This window comes from Mesorhizobium sp. IMUNJ 23232 (assembly GCF_044326205.1).
Classification (GTDB): domain Bacteria; phylum Pseudomonadota; class Alphaproteobacteria; order Rhizobiales; family Rhizobiaceae; genus Kumtagia.
The window spans coordinates 1-17,859 of sequence record NZ_JBIRCY010000093.1 but is presented as its reverse complement, the minus strand read 5'-3'; the positions used below and the strand labels follow the sequence as shown (position 1 = coordinate 17,859).

Here is a 17,859-nt window from a genome sequence, read left to right as displayed (position 1 = left end):
GTTGTGTCGGCCGCTGCGCCGAGATCGCGGGCAGGTGGATGAAGCTTGCAACGCGCCGCCAGGCGAGCCGCGAGACCGCTTCGATCGGCTCTTCATCGTGGTCGACGCGGTATTCGCCGGCCGGCTGCGGCGCGTCGAGGCCCGGCAGAGAAAACGCCGATGAGAAGCGGACGACGGTTTGCGTGGTGCGGACGGTCATGGTGCGGTCTCCGCGGGAGCACGCCGATGCGCCTCTCGCACTACCCCAATCCGAACCCGGACGATCCCGTGCTGCCAGTACATCCGTGGTCAGCGTCGAGTTCATTCCAGGGTTCGAACCGAGCGGCAGGCGCCGGATCGGCGCCTTGCATTCGCTCTCGACAATTCGGTGGTGAATGGCGGGTCGAAGGTCTCTGATACCGCGAAAGCCAAATTCGGCCAAATCAACGAGTTTCATATATGCGCCTTGTTTGATGTCCAAACAAGCCCTAATCCGAATGTCGCAGGCGAAAGAACTGAAGAGACGCAAGAAAAATCGGGGGGCGATGTCGAACAAAACATCACCATTTTCCTGACGAGACCGGATTTTTCGCCAATTATTTTGATCTATATTTTTGACGATTCCGCTTCGGCCATGAATAATTTCTGGCACTCCTATCATTCGAGTGCCAAAGGCGCTACAAGGGTCATGCGGTCGCCCTGTCCGCCGGCTGCAGAAAGAATTCTCATGAAATTCCGGCCACTCCACGACCGCGTCGTCATCCGGCGCGCCGAAGGCGATCTCAATCCAAGGGCGGGATCATCATCCCCGACAATGCGAAGGAAAAGCCGCAGGAAGGCGAAGTTATCGCCATCGGCCCTGGGCTCCGCTACGAAAGCGGCAAGCTGATCCCGCTCGACGTCAAGGCCGGCGACACCATCCTGTTCGGCAAATGGTCGGGCACCGAGGTCAAGCTCGACGGCGAGGACCTTCTGATCATGAAGGAGAGCGACATCATGGGCATCGTCGAGAAGCCCGCGGCGGCCACCAAGAAAGCCGCCTGACCGGTCGGTTCTCCGATCCTCCCATCCCCCAAACGAACTGGAACACCATCATGTCCGCCAAGGAAATCAAATTCTCCACCGATGCGCGCGATCGTCTTTTGCGCGGCGTCGAAGTCCTCAACAACGCGGTCAAGGTGACGCTCGGTCCGAAAGGCCGCAACGTCGTCATCGACAAGGCCTATGGCGCGCCGCGCATCACCAAGGACGGCGTCACAGTAGCCAAGGAAATCGAGCTTGAGGACAAGTTTGAGAACATGGGCGCCCAGATGGTGCGCGAGGTGGCCTCCAAGACCAATGACCTCGCCGGCGACGGCACCACGACAGCGACGGTGCTCGCCGCCTCCATCCTGCGCGAAGGCATCAAGCTGGTCGCCGCCGGCATGAATCCGATGGACCTGAAGCGCGGCATCGATCTTGCCGTCACCGCCGTGGTCAAGGACATCGAAAAGCGCGCCAAGAAGGTCAAGTCGTCGGACGAGATCGCCCAGGTCGGCACCATCGCCGCCAATGGCGACGCAAGCGTCGGCGCCATGATCGCCAAGGCGATGAAGAAGGTCGGCAACGAGGGCGTCATCACCGTCGAGGAAGCCAAGACCGCCGAGACCGAACTCGACGTCGTCGAGGGCATGCAGTTCGACCGCGGCTATCTCTCTCCCTATTTCGTCACCAATGCCGAAAAGATGCGGGCTGAACTGGACGACACCTATATCCTGCTCCACGAGAAGAAGCTCGGCAACCTGCAGGCGATGCTGCCGATCCTCGAAGCCGTGGTGCAATCCGGCAAGCCGCTGCTCATCATCGCGGAGGATGTCGAAGGCGAAGCGCTTGCGACCCTCGTCGTCAACAAGCTGCGCGGCGGCCTGAAGGTCGCGGCCGTCAAGGCGCCCGGCTTCGGCGACCGCCGCAAGGCGATGCTGGAAGACATCGCCATCCTGACGCAGGGCCAGTTGATCTCCGAAGACCTCGGCATCAAGCTCGAAAACGTCACCCTCGACATGCTCGGCCGCGCCAGGCGTGTCGTCATCGACAAGGAAACGACCACGATCATCGACGGTGCCGGCGACAAGCAGGCCATCGCCGGCCGCGTCCAGCAGATCAAGGCGCAGGTCGAGGAAACCACCTCGGACTATGACAAGGAGAAGCTGCAGGAGCGGCTCGCCAAGCTGGCCGGCGGCGTCGCGGTCATCCGTGTCGGCGGCGCGACCGAGACCGAGGTCAAGGAGAAGAAGGACCGCATCGACGACGCGCTCAACGCCACCCGCGCAGCAGTCGAAGAAGGCATCGTTCCCGGCGGCGGCGTAGCGCTGTTGCGCGCCAGGGCGGCGCTCGCCGGCCTCGCCGGCGCCAATGACGACGTGACGGCAGGCATCTCGATCGTGCTCAGGGCGCTGGAAGCGCCGATCCGCCAGATCGCCGAGAATTCCGGGGTCGAAGGCTCGATCGTCGTCGGCGCTCGCCGGCCTCGCCGGCGCCAATGACGACGTGACGGCAGGCATCTCGATCGTGCTCAGGGCGCTGGAAGCGCCGATCCGCCAGATCGCCGAGAATTCCGGGGTCGAAGGCTCGATCGTCGTCGGCAAGCTGGCCGATGGCAAGAACCCTGACATAGGTTTCGACGCCCAGACGGAAACCTATGTCGACTTGATCAAGGCCGGTATCATCGATCCCGCCAAGGTCGTTCGCACGGCGTTGCAAGACGCCGGCTCGATCGCCGCGCTGCTGATCACCGCCGAGGCCATGATCGCGGACGCACCCAAGGACGCACCCGCCGCCGGCACTGGCGGCAACCGCGGCATGGGGTACTGACCACGACAGCCGGCCGTGTGGCAGGCACGTTCTGGAAGACGGTCAATTTCAACATAAACAAGGGAACAATCTCATGGCCATGCCAATCAGCAAGCCTTCTCTCTCGCCCAGCGTTGGGAAAGCTATCAACCATCCAAATCGACGCTCGTCTGGGCCTGCGCCGCGACCGCGGTCGCCACGATGATCGTGGGCTTCAGCTGGGGCGGCTGGGTCACGGGTGGCACGTCGCGGACACTGGCCACCATGGCCGGCGAAGTGGCACGCGGCGAACTCGCCTCGGTGGTCTGCGTCGAGCGCTTCAAGGCTGCCTCCGATTCAACGGTGAAGCTGACCGAACTCAATGCCATAACCGACAGCTACAAAAGACGCCAGTTCGTCGAGGCCGGCGGCTGGGCAACGATGCCCGGCCAGACGGCTCCCGACAGGCGCGCCGCCGAAGGCTGCGCGGCAGCCCTCGCCGCCTGAGCCTCAAGCGGCCGAGGTTCCGGCCTCGAGCCTTATCTCCGATACGTCCGCGAACAGGATTGCCTTCGCGGCCACGCAAGGTCCTGGCGACAAATCAACGATTGGCTGCGCCGCGGCCGATCGGCAGTCCGTCATCACAGTTCAGGAGCACGACCATGATCAACTATATCAAGAACACCGACACGCCTCCGACAGCCAAGGAAGTCGAGGACAACCGCTTCGAACAGATCCGCAAACAGGCGGCGGACAGGCACAAGAAGTCTGACACGGACGGCACCCGCCGTCGCGACCGCCTGACCGCCGAGACTAACCGACTCGTGTAGTACCATTCAGCATATAAATGGGTAGGCAGGAATGACGATGGTATTTAACTTGCAGCGGGAGCAAAAACGCCTGTGTCATTCTTCTCGCATCACCCTACACGCAAAAAGCCCCGCCGGCCGGAGCCAGCGGGGCGATCATTTGCCGGGGTTGGGGGAAGTGGTCAGTCGGCGGGCTTCGGCCTGATCCACCGGACTAGCAGTTCCAGAACGATGTCTGATATCCACAGATTGTGTTGAAAAAGTCGAAAGACCGGTGCAACGACGCGAGCGGAGCGGAAGTGCACAGAATTGCTTCCTACTCAAGCCGCACACCAGAAATGAAATAGCGCGAACTGTCCCAGATCCCGTCGCACGGAGAAAGCCATTTCAGGCTGGAGCGCTTCGAGCGACGCTTACAGAGTTTCTCAACACAATCCACATTGCGCAGACACCGATCAGGAAAGCGGCAGCATGCGTGCCGGCCTGGTTGTTGTCGGGTGGCAGCGGCACTCCGACGCTGTAGGCGTAGTGAATCACCGGGACGGTGAGATAAGCCGCCGCCAGCGCCCCGCAGATCGGCGAAGCCACCATCTCTCGTATCTTAAAGCGCCGATGCGAGAGAGCCCGCAGGACGCCACCGGCCAGCCCGGCAACAAGGATCGAACCCTTGATGCCGAGCGCGTCGAGAAGGTCGTTGATCATGCCGGACACGCGAGTTCTACTTGACCGGGGGCTGGTGGCTGGCTTCGAGCGCGGCGATGATGTCGGCGCGGATGCGCGTGTCGTCTTCGACCAAAAGGATTCGCATTATCAATCGTCGCCGTCCTGCTTGGTGAGATAACGGCCACTGCGCGCATCGACCTTGATCTCGATCAGGTGGCCGTCCGACTGCAGGATATGAAACTCATAGTATGGCGTGTCGTGTCGGGATTCGAACTCGGTTTCGACGATTTCGCCCTGGTACCGCGCGCGAACGGCGGTGACGATCCTCGCGAGCGGCACGAATTCGCCCGACTCGGCGCCGCGGCTCGCTCGTTCGGCGTCCTCATGACGGCTCTTATGGTCTGCATGCGCCCAACCGGTCATGGCAACAGCCAGCGCAAACGCGCAAAAGACTCTCCGCACCCTGTTTTTCAAGCCCATCCGCACCTGTTGGCGACACGCCGATGACAAAATGCTGACAACGATGCTCAGCGCTCCGTCACCGAATTCTGTCGAAAACGCTGCCATCGCATCAAAGCGATATTTCGACGAAACAAGGAAACCAAAATGCGCACAATGATCTCAGCCGTGGCCCTCATCACCCTGTTTTCCGGGGCAAGCGCCGCGTCCGCGGAAGACAGCCACAAATGCGGCGATGCCGCCGAGAGCCAGTGGATTAGCAAGGACGCGATCAAGGCCAAGTTCGCCGTCGACGGAACGGAAGTCAGGCAGGTCAAGGTCGAGGACGGCTGCTACGAAGTCTATGCTGTCACCAAGGACGGCAAGAAGACAGAGCAGGTGGTCAATCCCGTGACGGGCGAGGTCGTCGGTAGCGAGGACGACGAGGGATGAGCACCGGCGCCGAAACGCTCGATGCCGGCCGCGGCGAGCGGCCGGCGATGGTCAAGGTCTGGGACCCGCTGGTGCGGCTGTTCCACTGGTCGTTGGTCGGGGGCTTCGCCTTCGCTTACTTCACCGGTGACGAATGGAAGGACGTACACATCGTCGCTGGCTACATCGTCGGCGGTCTTGTCGTTTTCCGCCTCCTGTGGGGGCTGGTTGGCCCGAAGAACGCCCGCTTCACAAGTTTCGTCCGCGGACCTTCAACGATGCTTGGCTATCTCAAGGACGCGCTGGCCTTCCGGGCACCGCGGTACCTCGGCCACAATCCGGCAGGCGCAGCGATGATCGTCGCGCTCCTCGTGGCGATCGCAATGATCGCCACGACCGGATACATGATGACCACCGATGCCTTCTGGGGTGTCGAATGGGTGGAGGAGGTGCACGAGACCACGGTCTATGTGACGCTCGGGCTGATCGCGCTGCACGTCGGCGGCGTGGTGATGGCCAGCATCGAGCACCACGAAAATCTGGTGAGCGCCATGTTCACAGGCAAGAAGCGCGCGAATTAAGTGTAGCAGGCCGGTCGGAGGGCGGCCGGCCTGCGTCTTCGATGCTCGCCGGTGATGAACTGGCTGGCTCGGGATGGCGCAACATGTTGAAAAGTCCTCACCCATGCTTTCGCCTGATACCGTGCTGGTATCTTAGGCGGTCCGTTCATAGCATAGGCTTTTGCCCTCGGCGAAAGCCTATGCCGGCGAACAAGACTAGCCTCGCAACATGGTTCCCTTGAAGACTTTGGCAGTTCCACTTTGCAATCTTATGCGACTTTCTAGGCACAAAAGGCGAACGTTGAGAGGGGGTTATGTGCCTTTGAATGTGCGGATTTGCTCATCGGGTCAACCGCTCAGGTTCCGCCCTGTTACGTCCATACGACTGAATACGTGTCCGTTGTTCATGCCGGTCCAGGCCGTCGGATCTTTGGCGCCCGGCTATGAACTCGGGATGGACGAGCCCTTGCGCCGCGCGACGTTGGTGACGGGCGACACTGGCTTGAGACAGCGCCTAATCAAGGTCGCATCGGCTGGCCGCACGCCTTTCCCCGAGAGTGCGCACGTCGAGGATCATATCTATGCCGGCTTCTACAGCCGGACTGACCACGCGCTGATCGATGAATTTCACAAATCGGACTGGACAAGGCCTTTCGAACTGGTGGGATCATTTGCGGATCAGCGCTTGCGGACCCTTGCCAGGCGGCTGGTCTATTGCGAGGCGCCAGGTGTCCTTCTCGCGAAGGAACGGGGAAGTATGCTCGCGCCATTGCTGCGCGCATCTCAGGCGAGGATGCCGCAGTGAATCGGGGATGGACGACATTGCCGCAGGCCATTGGAGAGGCGCACGGCCTGCTAAATGACCCGCCGACCGAAAAGACAAGCCTCATCCAGGAGCATCTGGACTATCTGACTGGCCGGCTCGAAGATACATACCGTGCCCTCGAGCCGAGCGCGCAGTCCTGGACGAAACCGAGCCTTGGCTCTGTCACGTGACTACAAGATCGGCGTTCGTAGAGTGAGAGCCCGGCAGTCCGCTTGGCGACTATTGATACGCCAGGCTTCCAGACCGGTCACGCGACGCTGCCAGGCGCCTTTGGATGCCCGCAATGTCACATATGCCGAATTCGTGGGGCGTGTAGGCGACCAGCAGACCCATGGAGACCAGTCGCTTGAGAGATCGCACAACCGTTTCCACCGTCAGCCCGAGATAGCTTGCGATATCGGCCCTGGACATCTCAAGACGCACGCGTGAGCCGTTGGTCAACGCGGGATTGGTGCGCCGGCCCATTTCGAGTATGAAGTTGGCGGCGCGTTCGTCCGCCATCAGATGCAGCCGACGCAGGGTTTGGAATTGAACCGTCCACGGTTCGCTTTCCAGGCATGCCACGTATCTCTCGTGCATTTGATCGTGAACCTGGTTCGCCTCGATATCTTTCCTGCTGCGCTGGCGAAATAGGCAGTCGGACAGAGCCTCCGCCGAGCAGAGGTATCTGCCTCTGTGCGACATGTTGAAGACTTCGCCGGCTAAAGCGAATCCGCATATTACACGATGCTCGTCGGACATGAATCGATAGAAGGCGACAGTTCCCTTCACCAGATGATAGACATTATCTCCATCATCGCCTTCGAAAAAGAGTGAATTGCCGGCACGCAATTGCGACAGCGGCTTCGCGACTTCAGGTCGCTGCTGCCTGTTCGAGGCGCCCTGCAGCGTTGCTGCTGCCGCGTTCGATCGAGGATAGTTGGAATTGATGACAGTCTGCACTATACCCACCCGTCAATGCGCGTGCTCGGCGCACTGCCCAGTTACCTTTTCCTCCCCTGGCGAATTCAGCCAATATATCACCAATGGAGAGGTGAGCCCGGTCTCGATGAACTGACCGGGACATGACGGACTGCGTCATCTCCTGGCCATCTTCCCTGATCTATCTTCCTGCATTGTGCCAAAACAGGCTGGCAATTCAGTTCAAGCAAAAGCCGTGCCAAGCCGCTCGTCTCATCAGAATGGCAGCTTGATCAGAGATCAGAAAAACTTTCACTACCTTGCGTTGACCTGTCGGTTTGCTTCGATGAGCAAGTGGTCCGCGTCAAAAATACCATCTATGGTTGCGGTCATCTTGACACTGTGCATCGAGTGAAACATGCGTGCGGCCGTGCCTGAGCAACGACGTGTGAGCGGCCTCTTCGCGGACGTCGAAAAATTGACGATCAACTTCGTCACATAATCTGAAGTGATCCGTGGATCGGCGCGTCATGCGCTCTGGCGGAGGCACGCTGTCTCGTCGGTCAGCGCCACATCCCACGCATGCGATCCCTGAGATCAACCGGAACGACCGGCTTGTTAGCTGATCTTGGATCGTTGCCTGCAATGGGCCATCCGACCTGCTCGAACTGACCGAGCACATGATCCGGCATGAATCGAGTGCGCGAGGCGTAGACGTGGCGGTCGCCGCGCGAGGCCTGGCCGCTTGTGTAGAAGCGCTGCGGGGTGATCAGGTGGAGAGAATCCTTCGCCCGCGTCATGGCCACGTAAAGCAACCGCCGCTCCTCCTCAATGTCATCTTGCTCGCCGACGGCGAGGTCGATCGGGATGCATCCGTCGACGGCGTTGAGCACGAAGACGTTCTTCCATTCCTGGCCCTTGGCCGAGTGGATGGTTGAGAGGATCAGGTAGTCTTCATCGAGATGCGGCGGACCGGCGCGGTCGCTCGTCGCCTCGGGTGGGTCGAGCGTCAGGTCGGTGAGGAATTTTTGGCGGGAAGGATAGCCGGCCGCGATCTGTTCCAGTTGCAGCAAATCTGCGCGGCGGGTCGTGCCGTCTTCATGGATGCGCGCCAGGTGAGGCTCATACCATAGCCGCACCCGTTCCAGATCGGCCGGCCAGGCGGATTTTGAGCGCAGGCCCGCGAACAGATCGACAAAGGCTGGCCAGTCCGTTTCGGTTCGCTGCGGCACACGAAAACCCGACAGGCCGAAGACCGGGTCAAGAGCCGTTGCCATTGCCTCGATGATCGCCGCCGCCGAGGACGGTCCGATGCCTGGCAGGAGCTGCAGAACGCGAAAACCGGCCACGCGGTCACGCGGGTTCTCGGCAAAACGCAGGACCCCGAGCACGTCCTTGACGTGGGCGGCGTCCAGGAATTTCAGGCCACCGAACTTTACGAAGGGGATGTTGCGGCGGGTAAGCTCGACCTCCAGCGAACCGCTGTGATGGGAGGCGCGGAACAGCACGGCCTGTGCCTTCAGCACGGTTCCGGCCTCGCGCTCAGCCAAGATACGGTCACAGACGTAATTCGCCTGGTCCGCTTCGTCGCGCACCGTGACGAGCAGCGGTTTCTCGGCCGATCTGCGCTCGGTCCAGAGATTCTTGGTGAAACGCTCTGTCGCTTCGCTGATCACCGCGTTGGCGGCGGCCAGAATGGTATCCGTCGAACGGTAATTGCGGTCCAACGTGACGATCTCGGCCAGAGCGGGGAACTGCGCAGGAAAGTCGAGGATATTGCGCACCTCCGCCGCGCGGAAGGAGTAGATCGATTGTGCATCGTCGCCGACCACCGTCAGACCCGCGCCGTCGGGCTTCAGGGCGAGAAGGATGGAGGCTTGAAGCCGATTGGTGTCCTGGTATTCATCGACGAGGATGTGGTCGAACCGTGCGCCAAGCCGCTCCGCCAGAGCGGGTTCCCTGGCCATCTCGGCCCAGTAGAGAAGCAGGTCGTCGTAATCGAGCACGTTCTCAGCCTGCTTTGCCTCGACATAGCCTGCGAACAGCCGCTTCAGCTCGTCGTTCCAAGTGCTGCACCATGGAAACGCCTTAGCCAGAACCTCGTCCAGCGGCTTCTGTGCGTTCACGGCCCGCGAATAGATGGCGAGGCAAGTCCCCTTGGTCGGAAACCGGCTCTCGGTTTTCGACAGTCCGAGTTCATGCCGGACGAGGTTCATCAGGTCCGCGGAATCCTCACGGTCGTGGATGGTGAAGGCTGGGTCGAGCCCGATTTCGAGCGCGCAATCGCGCAGCAGTCGCGCGCCGACGGCGTGGAAGGTGCCGGCCCAGGTCAATCCGTCGGTGAGAACGGATGCCTTGTCGCCCAGCACCTCGCCGGCGATCCGCGCGACACGCCGCGTCATCTCCACGGCGGCGCGGCGCGAGAAGGTCATCAGCAAGATGCGGCGCGGATCGGCGCCCTTGACGATCAGGTGCGCGACACGATGGGCAAGCGTGTTGGTCTTGCCGGAGCCTGCGCCGGCGATGATCAGCAGCGGCCCGGCGATGGTCCCGTTCCCATGCTCCACCGCAGCGCGCTGCCCGTCATTGAGATGAGCGAGATAGGCCGGCTGAAATGCCGAATCAGGAAGCGCAACGTTCATGCCGCCATGGAGCAGCGTTTCCGGTTCGTTCGCAATCGCCATAATTTTGAGCGTAGAAAATAACTCTAATCTCGCGCACCCCGGCCCACTGTGTGTTTAGAGAACGGATTTAGCCGTGGAGGACCGTCCCGCCCCGCTCAATGGGTTAAACTTCATGGGCCAAAGTAATCGCCCCTCGACGGTGTCGAGGGACAATTGACGTGAGCAAGCTGCCTAGCGAGGCAACCCCGGCACAATCGGGCGGCTGCCTAGCGGATCCAATTCGGACGTGGGGGCTTCGTCATAACCGCTCCACCCGTCGGCTTCGTATTCGTCCCTTCGACTGTTGATGTCCACAGGGCCTGCCTGGCCCAGTATGGCGGCGGCTGCGTCAATATGTGCGTCATCAACACGGGCGGTGACGAGAGTGCCGCCGCGGCGAATTCCCTCGGCATAAACATGCGCATCGCGTTCATCCACGCCTGCATCGGTCAACGAGCCGATAAGCCCGCCGGCAACTCCACCGGCAGCGGCGCCGATCAAGGTCGCGGCCAGCCAGCCCGCGCCGACCACCTGGCCGATCCCCGGAATAGCGAACGCGCCGAGGCCCGCCAGCAAGCCGCCCACGCCGCCAACGGCAGCACCAATACCGGCACCTTCCGCCGCGCCACTTTCGTGGTCACCGCTCGGGCCAACAATACTGATGTCGGCATTCGGGATATCTGCATCCTCCAGAGCCGAAACCGCTCTGTCGGCCTGCTCACGTGTATCGAATAGCCCGGTAATTATTCGCATGCATCTTCTCCTGTTGGAGAGACTAGAAGCTGCGCCGAGCCAAAGCGTTCCACACATGAGGATTTACTGCTTTGAGGTGCATCGCGAGGGGTGGCGGTATTCGCCCTACGCCCTCGAAGGCCAGTTCATATCGCACCGGTCTCCTTGAGGCACGAGACCGCAAATCCCTGGGAACACTGGCGTGCCGGAACCAGACGACTACCGCGGCATTGTGAGAGACGCGACTACGCGCTCCAACCTTTCGAAGGAAAAGCAATGGCCAAGCCATCGAGCTGGTCGTCCGGCAAGACAGCGACGATTCATGACCAGAAGCTCGAACGCGGAAATGGCGGCGAGTTGCACCAGATCGCGGCAGGAGACGTTCCGGTCCTGACCACCGCGCAGGGCGGGCCGGTTTCCGACGACCAGAACTCGCTGAAGATCGGTGCGCGCGGCCCGACCGTTCTGGAAGATTTCCACCTACGGGAGAAGATTTTCCACTTCGACCATGAGCGTATCCCCGAGCGCGTAGTGCATGCGCGGGGTTACGGCGCGCATGGTTATTTCGAGACCTATGAATCGCTGGCCAAATACACGCGCGCCGACATCTTCCAGCGCGCAGGCGAGAAAACGCCGGCCTTCGTCCGCTTCTCAACCGTAGCAGGCAGCAAGGGCTCGGCCGACCTCGCCCGCGACGTGCGCGGCTTTGCGGTGAAGCTCTACACACAGGAGGGCAATTGGGACATCGTCGGCAACAACATTCCGGTATTCTTCATCCAGGATGCCATTAAGTTTCCCGACATCATCCATTCGGTGAAGCCGGAGCCCGACCGCGCATTTCCGCAGGCGGCGTCCGCACATGACACGTTCTGGGATTTCATCTCGTTGACGCCCGAGAGCATGCACATGATCATGTGGGTGATGTCGGACCGGGCGATCCCGCGTTCCTTCCGCTTCATGGAGGGGTTCGGCGTCCACACCTTCAGGATGCTGAACGCCAAGGATGAGTCGACCTTCGTCAAATTCCATTGGAAGCCAAAGCTCGGGTTGCAGTCGGTGGTTTGGAACGAGGCGGTCAAGATCAACGGCGCCGATCCGGACTTCCACCGCCGGGATTTATGGGATGCGATCAAGTCCGGCAATTTTCCGGAGTGGGAGTTGCAGCTTCAGCTCTTCGACCAGGAGTTCGCTGACGGTTTCGATTTCGACGTGCTCGATCCGACCAAACTCATCCCCGAAGAGCTGCTGCCGCCAGTCCCGGTCGGCCGCCTCGTGCTCGACCGCATGCCGGACAATTTCTTCGCCGAGACCGAGCAGGTCGCGTTCATGACGCAGAATGTTCCGCCCGGAATCGACTTTTCCAACGACCCGCTGCTGCAGGGCCGGAACTTTTCCTATCTCGACACGCAGATCAAGCGGCTTGGAAGCTCCAACTTCACCCACCTGCCGATCAATGCGCCGAAATGCCCGTTCCACCATTTCCAGCAGGACGGGCACATGGCGATGCGCAATCCGGTGGGGCGGGTGAACTACCAGCCGAACTCGTTCAGTGAAGGCCCACGGGAATCGCCGCAGCGCGGCTTCCGTTCTTTCGCAGAGGTGGAGGAAGGGCCGAAGCAGAGACTGCGGGCGGAGAGTTTCGCCGACCATTACAGCCAGGCGCGGCAGTTCTTCAACAGTCAGACCGCGCCGGAGCAGAAGCACATCGCCATGGCGCTGACCTTCGAACTTAGCAAGGTCGAGACGCCTGTCATTCGAGAGCGGATGGTGGCGCATCTCCTGAACATCGATAACGGGCTGGCGGAGACGGTCGCCGAGAAGCTGGGCATGAAGAATCTGCCCAGGGCGGCCGACGCAGCCGTTTCCACACGCGATGACCTTGAACTGTCGCCCGCGCTCAGCATCATCGAAAACGGACCCGACAGCTTTGCGGGCCGCAAGGTGGGCGTGCTGGTCAGCCCGGGGGCGGATGCCGCGCTTTTGAAGAAGCTTCAATCGGCGATCGAAGCGGAAGGCGCCACGATGGAGGTGATCGCGCCGACGGTCGGCGGCGTTGAGGCGGCCGATGGCAGTCTGATCCCTGCCAAGCACATGATCGACGGCGGTCCTTCGGTTCTGTTCGACGCGGTCGCGCTACTCCTATCCGAGGAGGGCGCCGAACGCCTCGCCCGCACGGCCGCCGCCCGCGACTTCGTCGCCGACGCCTTCGCCCACTGCAAGTTTATAGGCTTCACGCCCGGCGCCATGCCACTCCTAGCGAAGGTGGGCATTGATCCGGAGGCAGACGAAGGTCTGATCACTCTCGATGATCACAAGTCGATTGCCACGTTTATCGAATCTTGTCGCAACCTGCGGCTCTGGGCGCGCGAAACCAGCGTCATGCTGTAGGGTGTGGATCGGCGCATTGCCAGAGTTGGTCTTGGAAAGGGCCAACCCTTTTGGCGTGTGTAAGGACGCTCTCTGCGACGGCCGGCGAGACGCCCGCTACCGCATCAGTCCTGCAGCCCGGAGCGCATCCTCGATGATCTTCTTGACCCCCGTCGCCTCCGCGGCCGGTCGGGTTGGAGCTGGCTCTTGGAGCGGAGTGGTTCGCGACGACATCCTCGTGTCATCGGCCAAAGAGAACATGCCGGAACCGGCGGGAAGCTCTTCGTCTCGCCGGGGCTGCCTTGGCTTCACCGACGCGCTGCTGCTAGGGTCAGCAATACCCCAAAATTCCGCGATGCGCCGCGTGGATGAAATACCTACGTCGAGCATGAAAGGCCTAGGGACGCCCAAGCCATCCTCGCCCCCAGTCCGTAGCGGGGTGCCGTGTCCCATGCCCGTGATGGTGCGGGTCTCGATGAGCGCATGCCCGCTGGCGTCGCTCCAGGTTCTTTTTGTGTGACCGTCGACCGTCTCGGAGCGGGTGGGAGCTTTGCCGAGCCTGTGAACGCCTCGCCATTGCCCAGCGATGGCTTCGGCGTTCGACGGCGCCACCGTCTGGTCGGCCGAACCCTGCCATATGGAGATCCTTGGCCACGGTCCTTTGTGAGGAGATGCACTGCGCAGAAGCCGCTGAAGCTCCAGCTCGGACGGACCGCCGTGACCACGCATGCGATCAAACGCTTCTGGAATGGTGTTCGCAGTGCCATAGGCAAGGCCGGCGACGATCGCGCCTCCCGCGAAGACGTCCGGATAGGTAGCGAGCATCACCGAAGCCATGGCGCCTCCCGCCGACAAGCCGGTGACGAAGATGCGCTCACGATCGAGTTCGTGCTCGGCGACAAGCGTTTCGATCATCTGCCGTATGGAAAGCGCCTCGCCGCTATCGCGCTTCGTGTCTGCCGGCACGAACCAGTTGAAGCACAGATTGGGATTGTTGGCCCGTTGCTGCTCTGGAAACAGCAGGGCAAAGCCCTCCTGGTCGGCAAGCTTTGACCAGCCGGAGCCGTGATCATAGGCCGCTGCATTCTGGGTGCAGCCATGCAGCACAACGACCAGCGGCGCGCCCTGCGGAAGATTCTCGGGCAGGTAGAAGCGCGCCTGCAACGCGCCCGGATTCGAACCAAAACCGTTCAATGTCGAGAGTCGGTTGGATGAGGTAGAATTGGGGGTATGAACGTTCTGTTGAGCGCGCAACGCGCTCAGGCGCGCAATCGTATCCGACATTTTTCGCATATAGCCGTCCCTGTTTTGACGCCCGGATCGGACGGCATTGTTGCGCAACGCGCTTGCAGCCATATCGTTGCTGCACTGCACAATAACAAGGGAGGGCGGGCGACGAGCAGAGATCGGCCGACCCTGATTGGGATGGCCGATCCGCAAGACTCAGGAGCGCTGAGTGAGATAGACGGTCTCTTCGTCGTCTCGCTGCTTGCCTCCAAGGGCGGCTGCTGCGCTGGCAATGAAGGCGCCGATGATCAGCGACAGTGCGCCGACCAGTGCGAAGGTCGCTGCGGCCTTTCTTGCCGTATCGGCCGCCTCCTGCGCCTTGACCTTGGCCTCATTCGCCTGGGCGATCACGGCGTCGACGCGAGCATTTGCATCCGCCTCCGACAAGCCGGTGCGGGCCGCCACAAGTTGGCCGAGATAGGTCTTGTCGTCGGCCGAGAGATCGCCGGCGGTGACGCCGGCGATCAAAATGCGGGAGGCCTGCGCTGCTGCGGCAGCGTCGCCTTCAGCGCCGGGCGCCGCCAACCGTGCGGGGTCGGAAGGGCGGAAGAGCGTGTCGACAAAATAGGATGTAGCTCCGCTGACGCTGGTCCCATCGGCATTCGCGGAAGCGCCCGCCGAGGCGCCGATCGCCGCTCCCGAGGCTATGGTGGATGCGCTCTGCACGCCAGTTCCGATCGCCGCCGACAGCGCCGAGCCAAGCACGAATACCATGATTAGAGTCGCGAGCGCCCAGGCCATGAAGCCGTGAGCGGTATCGCGGAAATAGGTTTCGTCCGTGTGGACGCCAACCCATTTCGCGCGCAGGCGGCCTGTCAGATAGCCGCCGAAGCCCGACGAGAACCATTGCACAATGATCAGCCAGATCGCCGTGGACACGGCGAAGGTGGTGACGCTGGTGCCTTCGTTCGACCAGGGCGAAACCATGGTGAGCCCGAGGCCAGAGCCAAGCAGCATGAGAATGAAGGTCAGCGTCGAAGCAGCGAAGGCGCCGGCAATGATCGGACCCCAGTTGACGGCGGACGAAGACGATTCGACCGACGCGGCCCCGTCCGTAGTTGTGAAGGCTGATGCCATGATGTCCTCTACCGCGCAAACAGCGCGAGGAGGATGATGATTGGAATCGGAATGCCGAGAAGCCAGAGCAGAATGCCACGACCCATGATAGTCTCCTGTCGAATATGTAGACAAAAAAACAACCACCCCGGCAGTGCCGAGGTGGCTGGGTGGTGGATCAGGCGGCCTTTGCCATTTCGTTCGCTGAGGAATCCGCTAGCCCGGTCAGCGCCTTGTCCGTCATGGTCTCTTCGCCCAGCGTCATTTCGAGCAACTTCGCCGCGTCCTTCATGCCGAGCACCGTCGCCCAGCGCTTAAGCGTGCCGTAGCGCGTCATCTCGTAATGCTCGACGGCTTGCGCTGAGGAGATGAGGCCGGCGTCGATTGCCGGCGTGCCCTTGAATGTCTCGATGATCTCTTCGCCTTCGGAAATGATCCCTTCTATGGCGTCGCAGGTCTTGCCCTGGGCACGTTTGCCCATGACCTCGAACACCTGCTGAAGCCGCTCGACGTGACCTTCGGTCTCGTCCTTGTGCTTTTCGAATGCAGCCTTCAGATCAGGCGAGCTGGCGGCGCGAGCCATTTTCGGGAGAGCCTTCAGGATTTTCCGTTCCGCGTAGTAGATGTCCTTCAACGTGTCGTGGAAGAGGTCTTCCAGTGTCTTGTCCTTAGCCATAGGTGTCGCTCCGTGTTTAGAGAGGACCGAACAACGACAGTCGCAGGCGGGTGTTCCTTCACGCCGAGCGATTCCCCGAAATATCGCCACGTGTCGTGTCATTTGATAATCTGAGCGCACGTCGGCTTTCACATTTGATACCCGAACGCCTTCGCGCCGAGGCCCATGGAACCTTTCCGATACGCACGTCTTCTGCTCCTCGCGAAGCGCTTGGATCAGCCATGCCGAAGTATTTCTTTGAAACATTCGACGGAAAAACGGCTTGGCCTGACGATCGTGGCATAGATTGTCATTCGCGGGGACAGGTGAGCGACCAAGCGGTGAGGGCCTTGGTGGATATGGTTCGTGACGAATTGCCGGATGGATCGGCTCGGGAGTTTCGCGTGGTCGTCCGCGATGAAGCCCTAATCACCGTGTTCGAGGCGTCGCTCGTTCTGAATAGCAGCTGGAACGATTAGATCGCCGTGCCAGTTCAGCGCGGCTCCATCTCCATGCACAAGTAGGTCGGATCGAACTCCGACACTGTAACCAGGGCATCCCAGTCCAGTATCTCGACCTGGTCACCTTCCCAGCTCAACGCACCTCTTCGTCGCAGCGACTGCAGATTGCGGTTTACATGGACGATCGACAGACCGAGCGCGTCCGCCAATTGGGACTGCGTCATGGGTAGCGTGAACCGGAATTCCTTTGTGAGGCCAACGATACGGAGACGGACGAAAACCTCACATACGAAATGAGATATCTGCGCGAGAGCGGATCGACGGCCCATGGCAACGATCCACTCCCGATGCACCGAGCCATCGATTAGCGTATCGAGCCAGAGCATGCGTGTCAGGTGGGGCGAGGTCTCGGTGATCCGCCGCAGCGTTTCATGGGTGACTTCAAGCAATGTGCACGTCGAAATCGCCACGACCCCATGTGCCAGCCGCTTAAGCAGAAACCCGTGGAGATCCATGAAGTCGCCGGGCACGTGGATGGCGGTGATCTGACGGCTACCGTCCGCCAGAATTTTTTGCCTTCCTGCTATTCCGGAAACGAGGAGTTGACTGAACAACGGCCGACTTCCGTCCGACACGATCTCCTGACCAGCGCTCACCACCCTCCGACCCGTGAAGGCTCCCGCAAGCTGCTTCCGTTCGTCGTCTGTCAGTTGGTCGCGTTGGCTCAGTTGCCGTATCAGCGGCTCGATCATAGTCATTCCCGTTCACAACAGCGCGACGGCGGCTCCGCGACGGTCGGGTGATGCTGTGAAGCTCCCTTTCCCGGTCGTTTCATGAGAATTTGCTTGGTGTCGTAAGCCGCTTAGGTCGGTTTGGCAATTCGCCTGCCAACAGCGCGATGCCATGCAAACCGACCACGATCGCCAAGTTAGCTCCCTCGATTCCGGGATTTGGACAGCGCTACCATTGTCGTTAGCGCCGACACAAAAGCGATCAACGCAACGGCGATGTAGGTGTTGCTGTCTGCTCCAATTCGCGGCTGGGAAGGAATTGGAGCATCACCGACCGAAGTTGTGAGGCGCTTCAGGTCTGGCCTGGTCCCGAAGCTCGTGGCGTAGGCGCGAGTGAGTTCTGCGCCGAGAAGGAAAATCGAGGATGAGTAGAACACCCACAAGAGCAAAACAATCAAGCTGCCTGCCGCACCATAGGACGAGGCAACCGCG

General features: G+C 61.0%; 17 protein-coding genes and 4 pseudogenes. 10 read left to right on the top strand and 11 right to left on the bottom strand.

The annotated features are described in order from the left end of the window. Positions 1-199: hypothetical protein (locus ACH196_RS35500; RefSeq protein WP_396651534.1), on the bottom strand; the 199-nt coding region annotated here is incomplete at its 3' end. 507 nt (positions 200-706) lie between these two features. Here ACH196_RS35500 and ACH196_RS35495 point away from each other — a divergent pair. The 5 genes and pseudogenes from ACH196_RS35495 to ACH196_RS35475 all read left to right on the top strand — a co-directional run bounded on the left by ACH196_RS35495 (position 707) and on the right by ACH196_RS35475 (position 3,617). After that, positions 707-1,023: pseudogene (locus ACH196_RS35495) on the top strand (co-chaperone GroES). Positions 1,024-1,073: 50 nt separating this feature from the next. Beyond that, positions 1,074-2,502, top strand: a pseudogene (gene groL / locus ACH196_RS35490) (chaperonin GroEL); the annotation flags it as partial. A 3-nt stretch (positions 2,503-2,505) separates the two neighbouring features. After that, on the top strand, positions 2,506-2,829 hold the full coding sequence (locus ACH196_RS35485) for a TCP-1/cpn60 chaperonin family protein (RefSeq protein WP_396651538.1): 324 nt from the start codon (positions 2,506-2,508) through the stop codon (positions 2,827-2,829). Positions 2,830-2,902: 73 nt separating this feature from the next. Beyond that, positions 2,903-3,294 (top strand): annotated as a pseudogene (locus ACH196_RS35480) (hypothetical protein). A gap of 155 nt (positions 3,295-3,449) precedes the next feature. Next, a complete protein-coding gene (locus ACH196_RS35475; RefSeq protein WP_396651533.1) occupies positions 3,450-3,617 on the top strand; it encodes a hypothetical protein in 168 nt (55 codons plus the stop codon). A 366-nt stretch (positions 3,618-3,983) separates the two neighbouring features. Here the strand turns inward: ACH196_RS35475 and ACH196_RS35470 are convergent, their stop codons facing one another. Beyond that, positions 3,984-4,298: a hypothetical protein gene (locus ACH196_RS35470; RefSeq protein ID WP_396651537.1), complete on the bottom strand. Its 315-nt coding sequence runs from the start codon at positions 4,296-4,298 to the stop codon at positions 3,984-3,986. A gap of 108 nt (positions 4,299-4,406) precedes the next feature. Next, entirely contained in the window at positions 4,407-4,826 is a 420-nt protein-coding gene (locus tag ACH196_RS35465) for a PepSY domain-containing protein (RefSeq protein WP_396651532.1), read from the bottom strand. A 39-nt stretch (positions 4,827-4,865) separates the two neighbouring features. On the opposite strand from ACH196_RS35465, the gene ACH196_RS35460 reads away from it, so the two are divergent. The 3 genes from ACH196_RS35460 (at position 4,866) to ACH196_RS35450 (ending at position 6,494) form a co-directional block, all read left to right on the top strand. Then, complete coding sequence (locus ACH196_RS35460; RefSeq protein WP_396651531.1) at positions 4,866-5,150, top strand: PepSY domain-containing protein; 285 nt, start codon at positions 4,866-4,868, stop codon at positions 5,148-5,150. Then, positions 5,147-5,710, top strand: a complete 564-nt coding sequence (locus tag ACH196_RS35455; protein ID WP_396651530.1) for a cytochrome b/b6 domain-containing protein — start codon at positions 5,147-5,149, stop codon at positions 5,708-5,710. The genes ACH196_RS35460 and ACH196_RS35455 overlap by 4 nt, the downstream gene beginning before the upstream one ends. Positions 5,711-5,918: 208 nt before the next feature. Then, entirely contained in the window at positions 5,919-6,494 is a 576-nt protein-coding gene (locus ACH196_RS35450) for a hypothetical protein (RefSeq protein WP_396651529.1), read from the top strand. A gap of 240 nt (positions 6,495-6,734) precedes the next feature. Here the strand turns inward: ACH196_RS35450 and ACH196_RS35445 are convergent, their stop codons facing one another. From ACH196_RS35445 to ACH196_RS35435, 3 genes are all read right to left on the bottom strand, one after another. Beyond that, the gene (locus ACH196_RS35445) at positions 6,735-7,457 is read right to left on the bottom strand and encodes a helix-turn-helix domain-containing protein (protein ID WP_396651528.1); all 723 of its coding nucleotides are present in this window, start codon (positions 7,455-7,457) and stop codon (positions 6,735-6,737) included. A gap of 521 nt (positions 7,458-7,978) precedes the next feature. Then, positions 7,979-10,057 (bottom strand): ATP-dependent helicase, encoded by a 2,079-nt coding sequence (locus ACH196_RS35440; protein ID WP_396651536.1) that lies wholly within the window; start codon positions 10,055-10,057, stop codon positions 7,979-7,981. Positions 10,058-10,270: 213 nt separating this feature from the next. Continuing rightward, positions 10,271-10,831, bottom strand: coding sequence for a hypothetical protein (locus tag ACH196_RS35435; RefSeq protein WP_396651527.1), 561 nt, complete (start codon positions 10,829-10,831; stop codon positions 10,271-10,273). Between the two features lie 255 nt (positions 10,832-11,086). Here ACH196_RS35435 and ACH196_RS35430 point away from each other — a divergent pair, with 255 nt between their 5' ends. Continuing rightward, positions 11,087-13,198, top strand: a complete 2,112-nt coding sequence (locus ACH196_RS35430) for a catalase (protein ID WP_396651526.1) — start codon at positions 11,087-11,089, stop codon at positions 13,196-13,198. 96 nt (positions 13,199-13,294) lie between these two features. Here the strand turns inward: ACH196_RS35430 and ACH196_RS35425 are convergent, their stop codons facing one another. From ACH196_RS35425 to ACH196_RS35415, 3 genes are all read right to left on the bottom strand, one after another. After that, entirely contained in the window at positions 13,295-14,470 is a 1,176-nt protein-coding gene (locus ACH196_RS35425; protein ID WP_396651535.1) for an alpha/beta hydrolase family esterase, read from the bottom strand. 150 nt (positions 14,471-14,620) lie between these two features. After that, positions 14,621-15,541 (bottom strand): hypothetical protein, encoded by a 921-nt coding sequence (locus ACH196_RS35420; protein ID WP_396651525.1) that lies wholly within the window; start codon positions 15,539-15,541, stop codon positions 14,621-14,623. Positions 15,542-15,698: 157 nt separating this feature from the next. Beyond that, on the bottom strand, positions 15,699-16,196 hold the full coding sequence (locus ACH196_RS35415) for a ferritin-like domain-containing protein (RefSeq protein ID WP_396651524.1): 498 nt from the start codon (positions 16,194-16,196) through the stop codon (positions 15,699-15,701). Between the two features lie 221 nt (positions 16,197-16,417). Here ACH196_RS35415 and ACH196_RS35410 point away from each other — a divergent pair, with 221 nt between their 5' ends. Next, on the top strand, positions 16,418-16,654 hold the full coding sequence (locus ACH196_RS35410) for a DUF6894 family protein (RefSeq protein ID WP_396651523.1): 237 nt from the start codon (positions 16,418-16,420) through the stop codon (positions 16,652-16,654). Positions 16,655-16,668: 14 nt separating this feature from the next. Here the strand turns inward: ACH196_RS35410 and ACH196_RS35405 are convergent, their stop codons facing one another. Then, on the bottom strand, positions 16,669-17,388 hold the full coding sequence (locus ACH196_RS35405) for a Crp/Fnr family transcriptional regulator (protein ID WP_396651522.1): 720 nt from the start codon (positions 17,386-17,388) through the stop codon (positions 16,669-16,671). A 176-nt stretch (positions 17,389-17,564) separates the two neighbouring features. Beyond that, positions 17,565-17,859: pseudogene (locus ACH196_RS35400) on the bottom strand (YihY/virulence factor BrkB family protein); the annotation flags it as partial.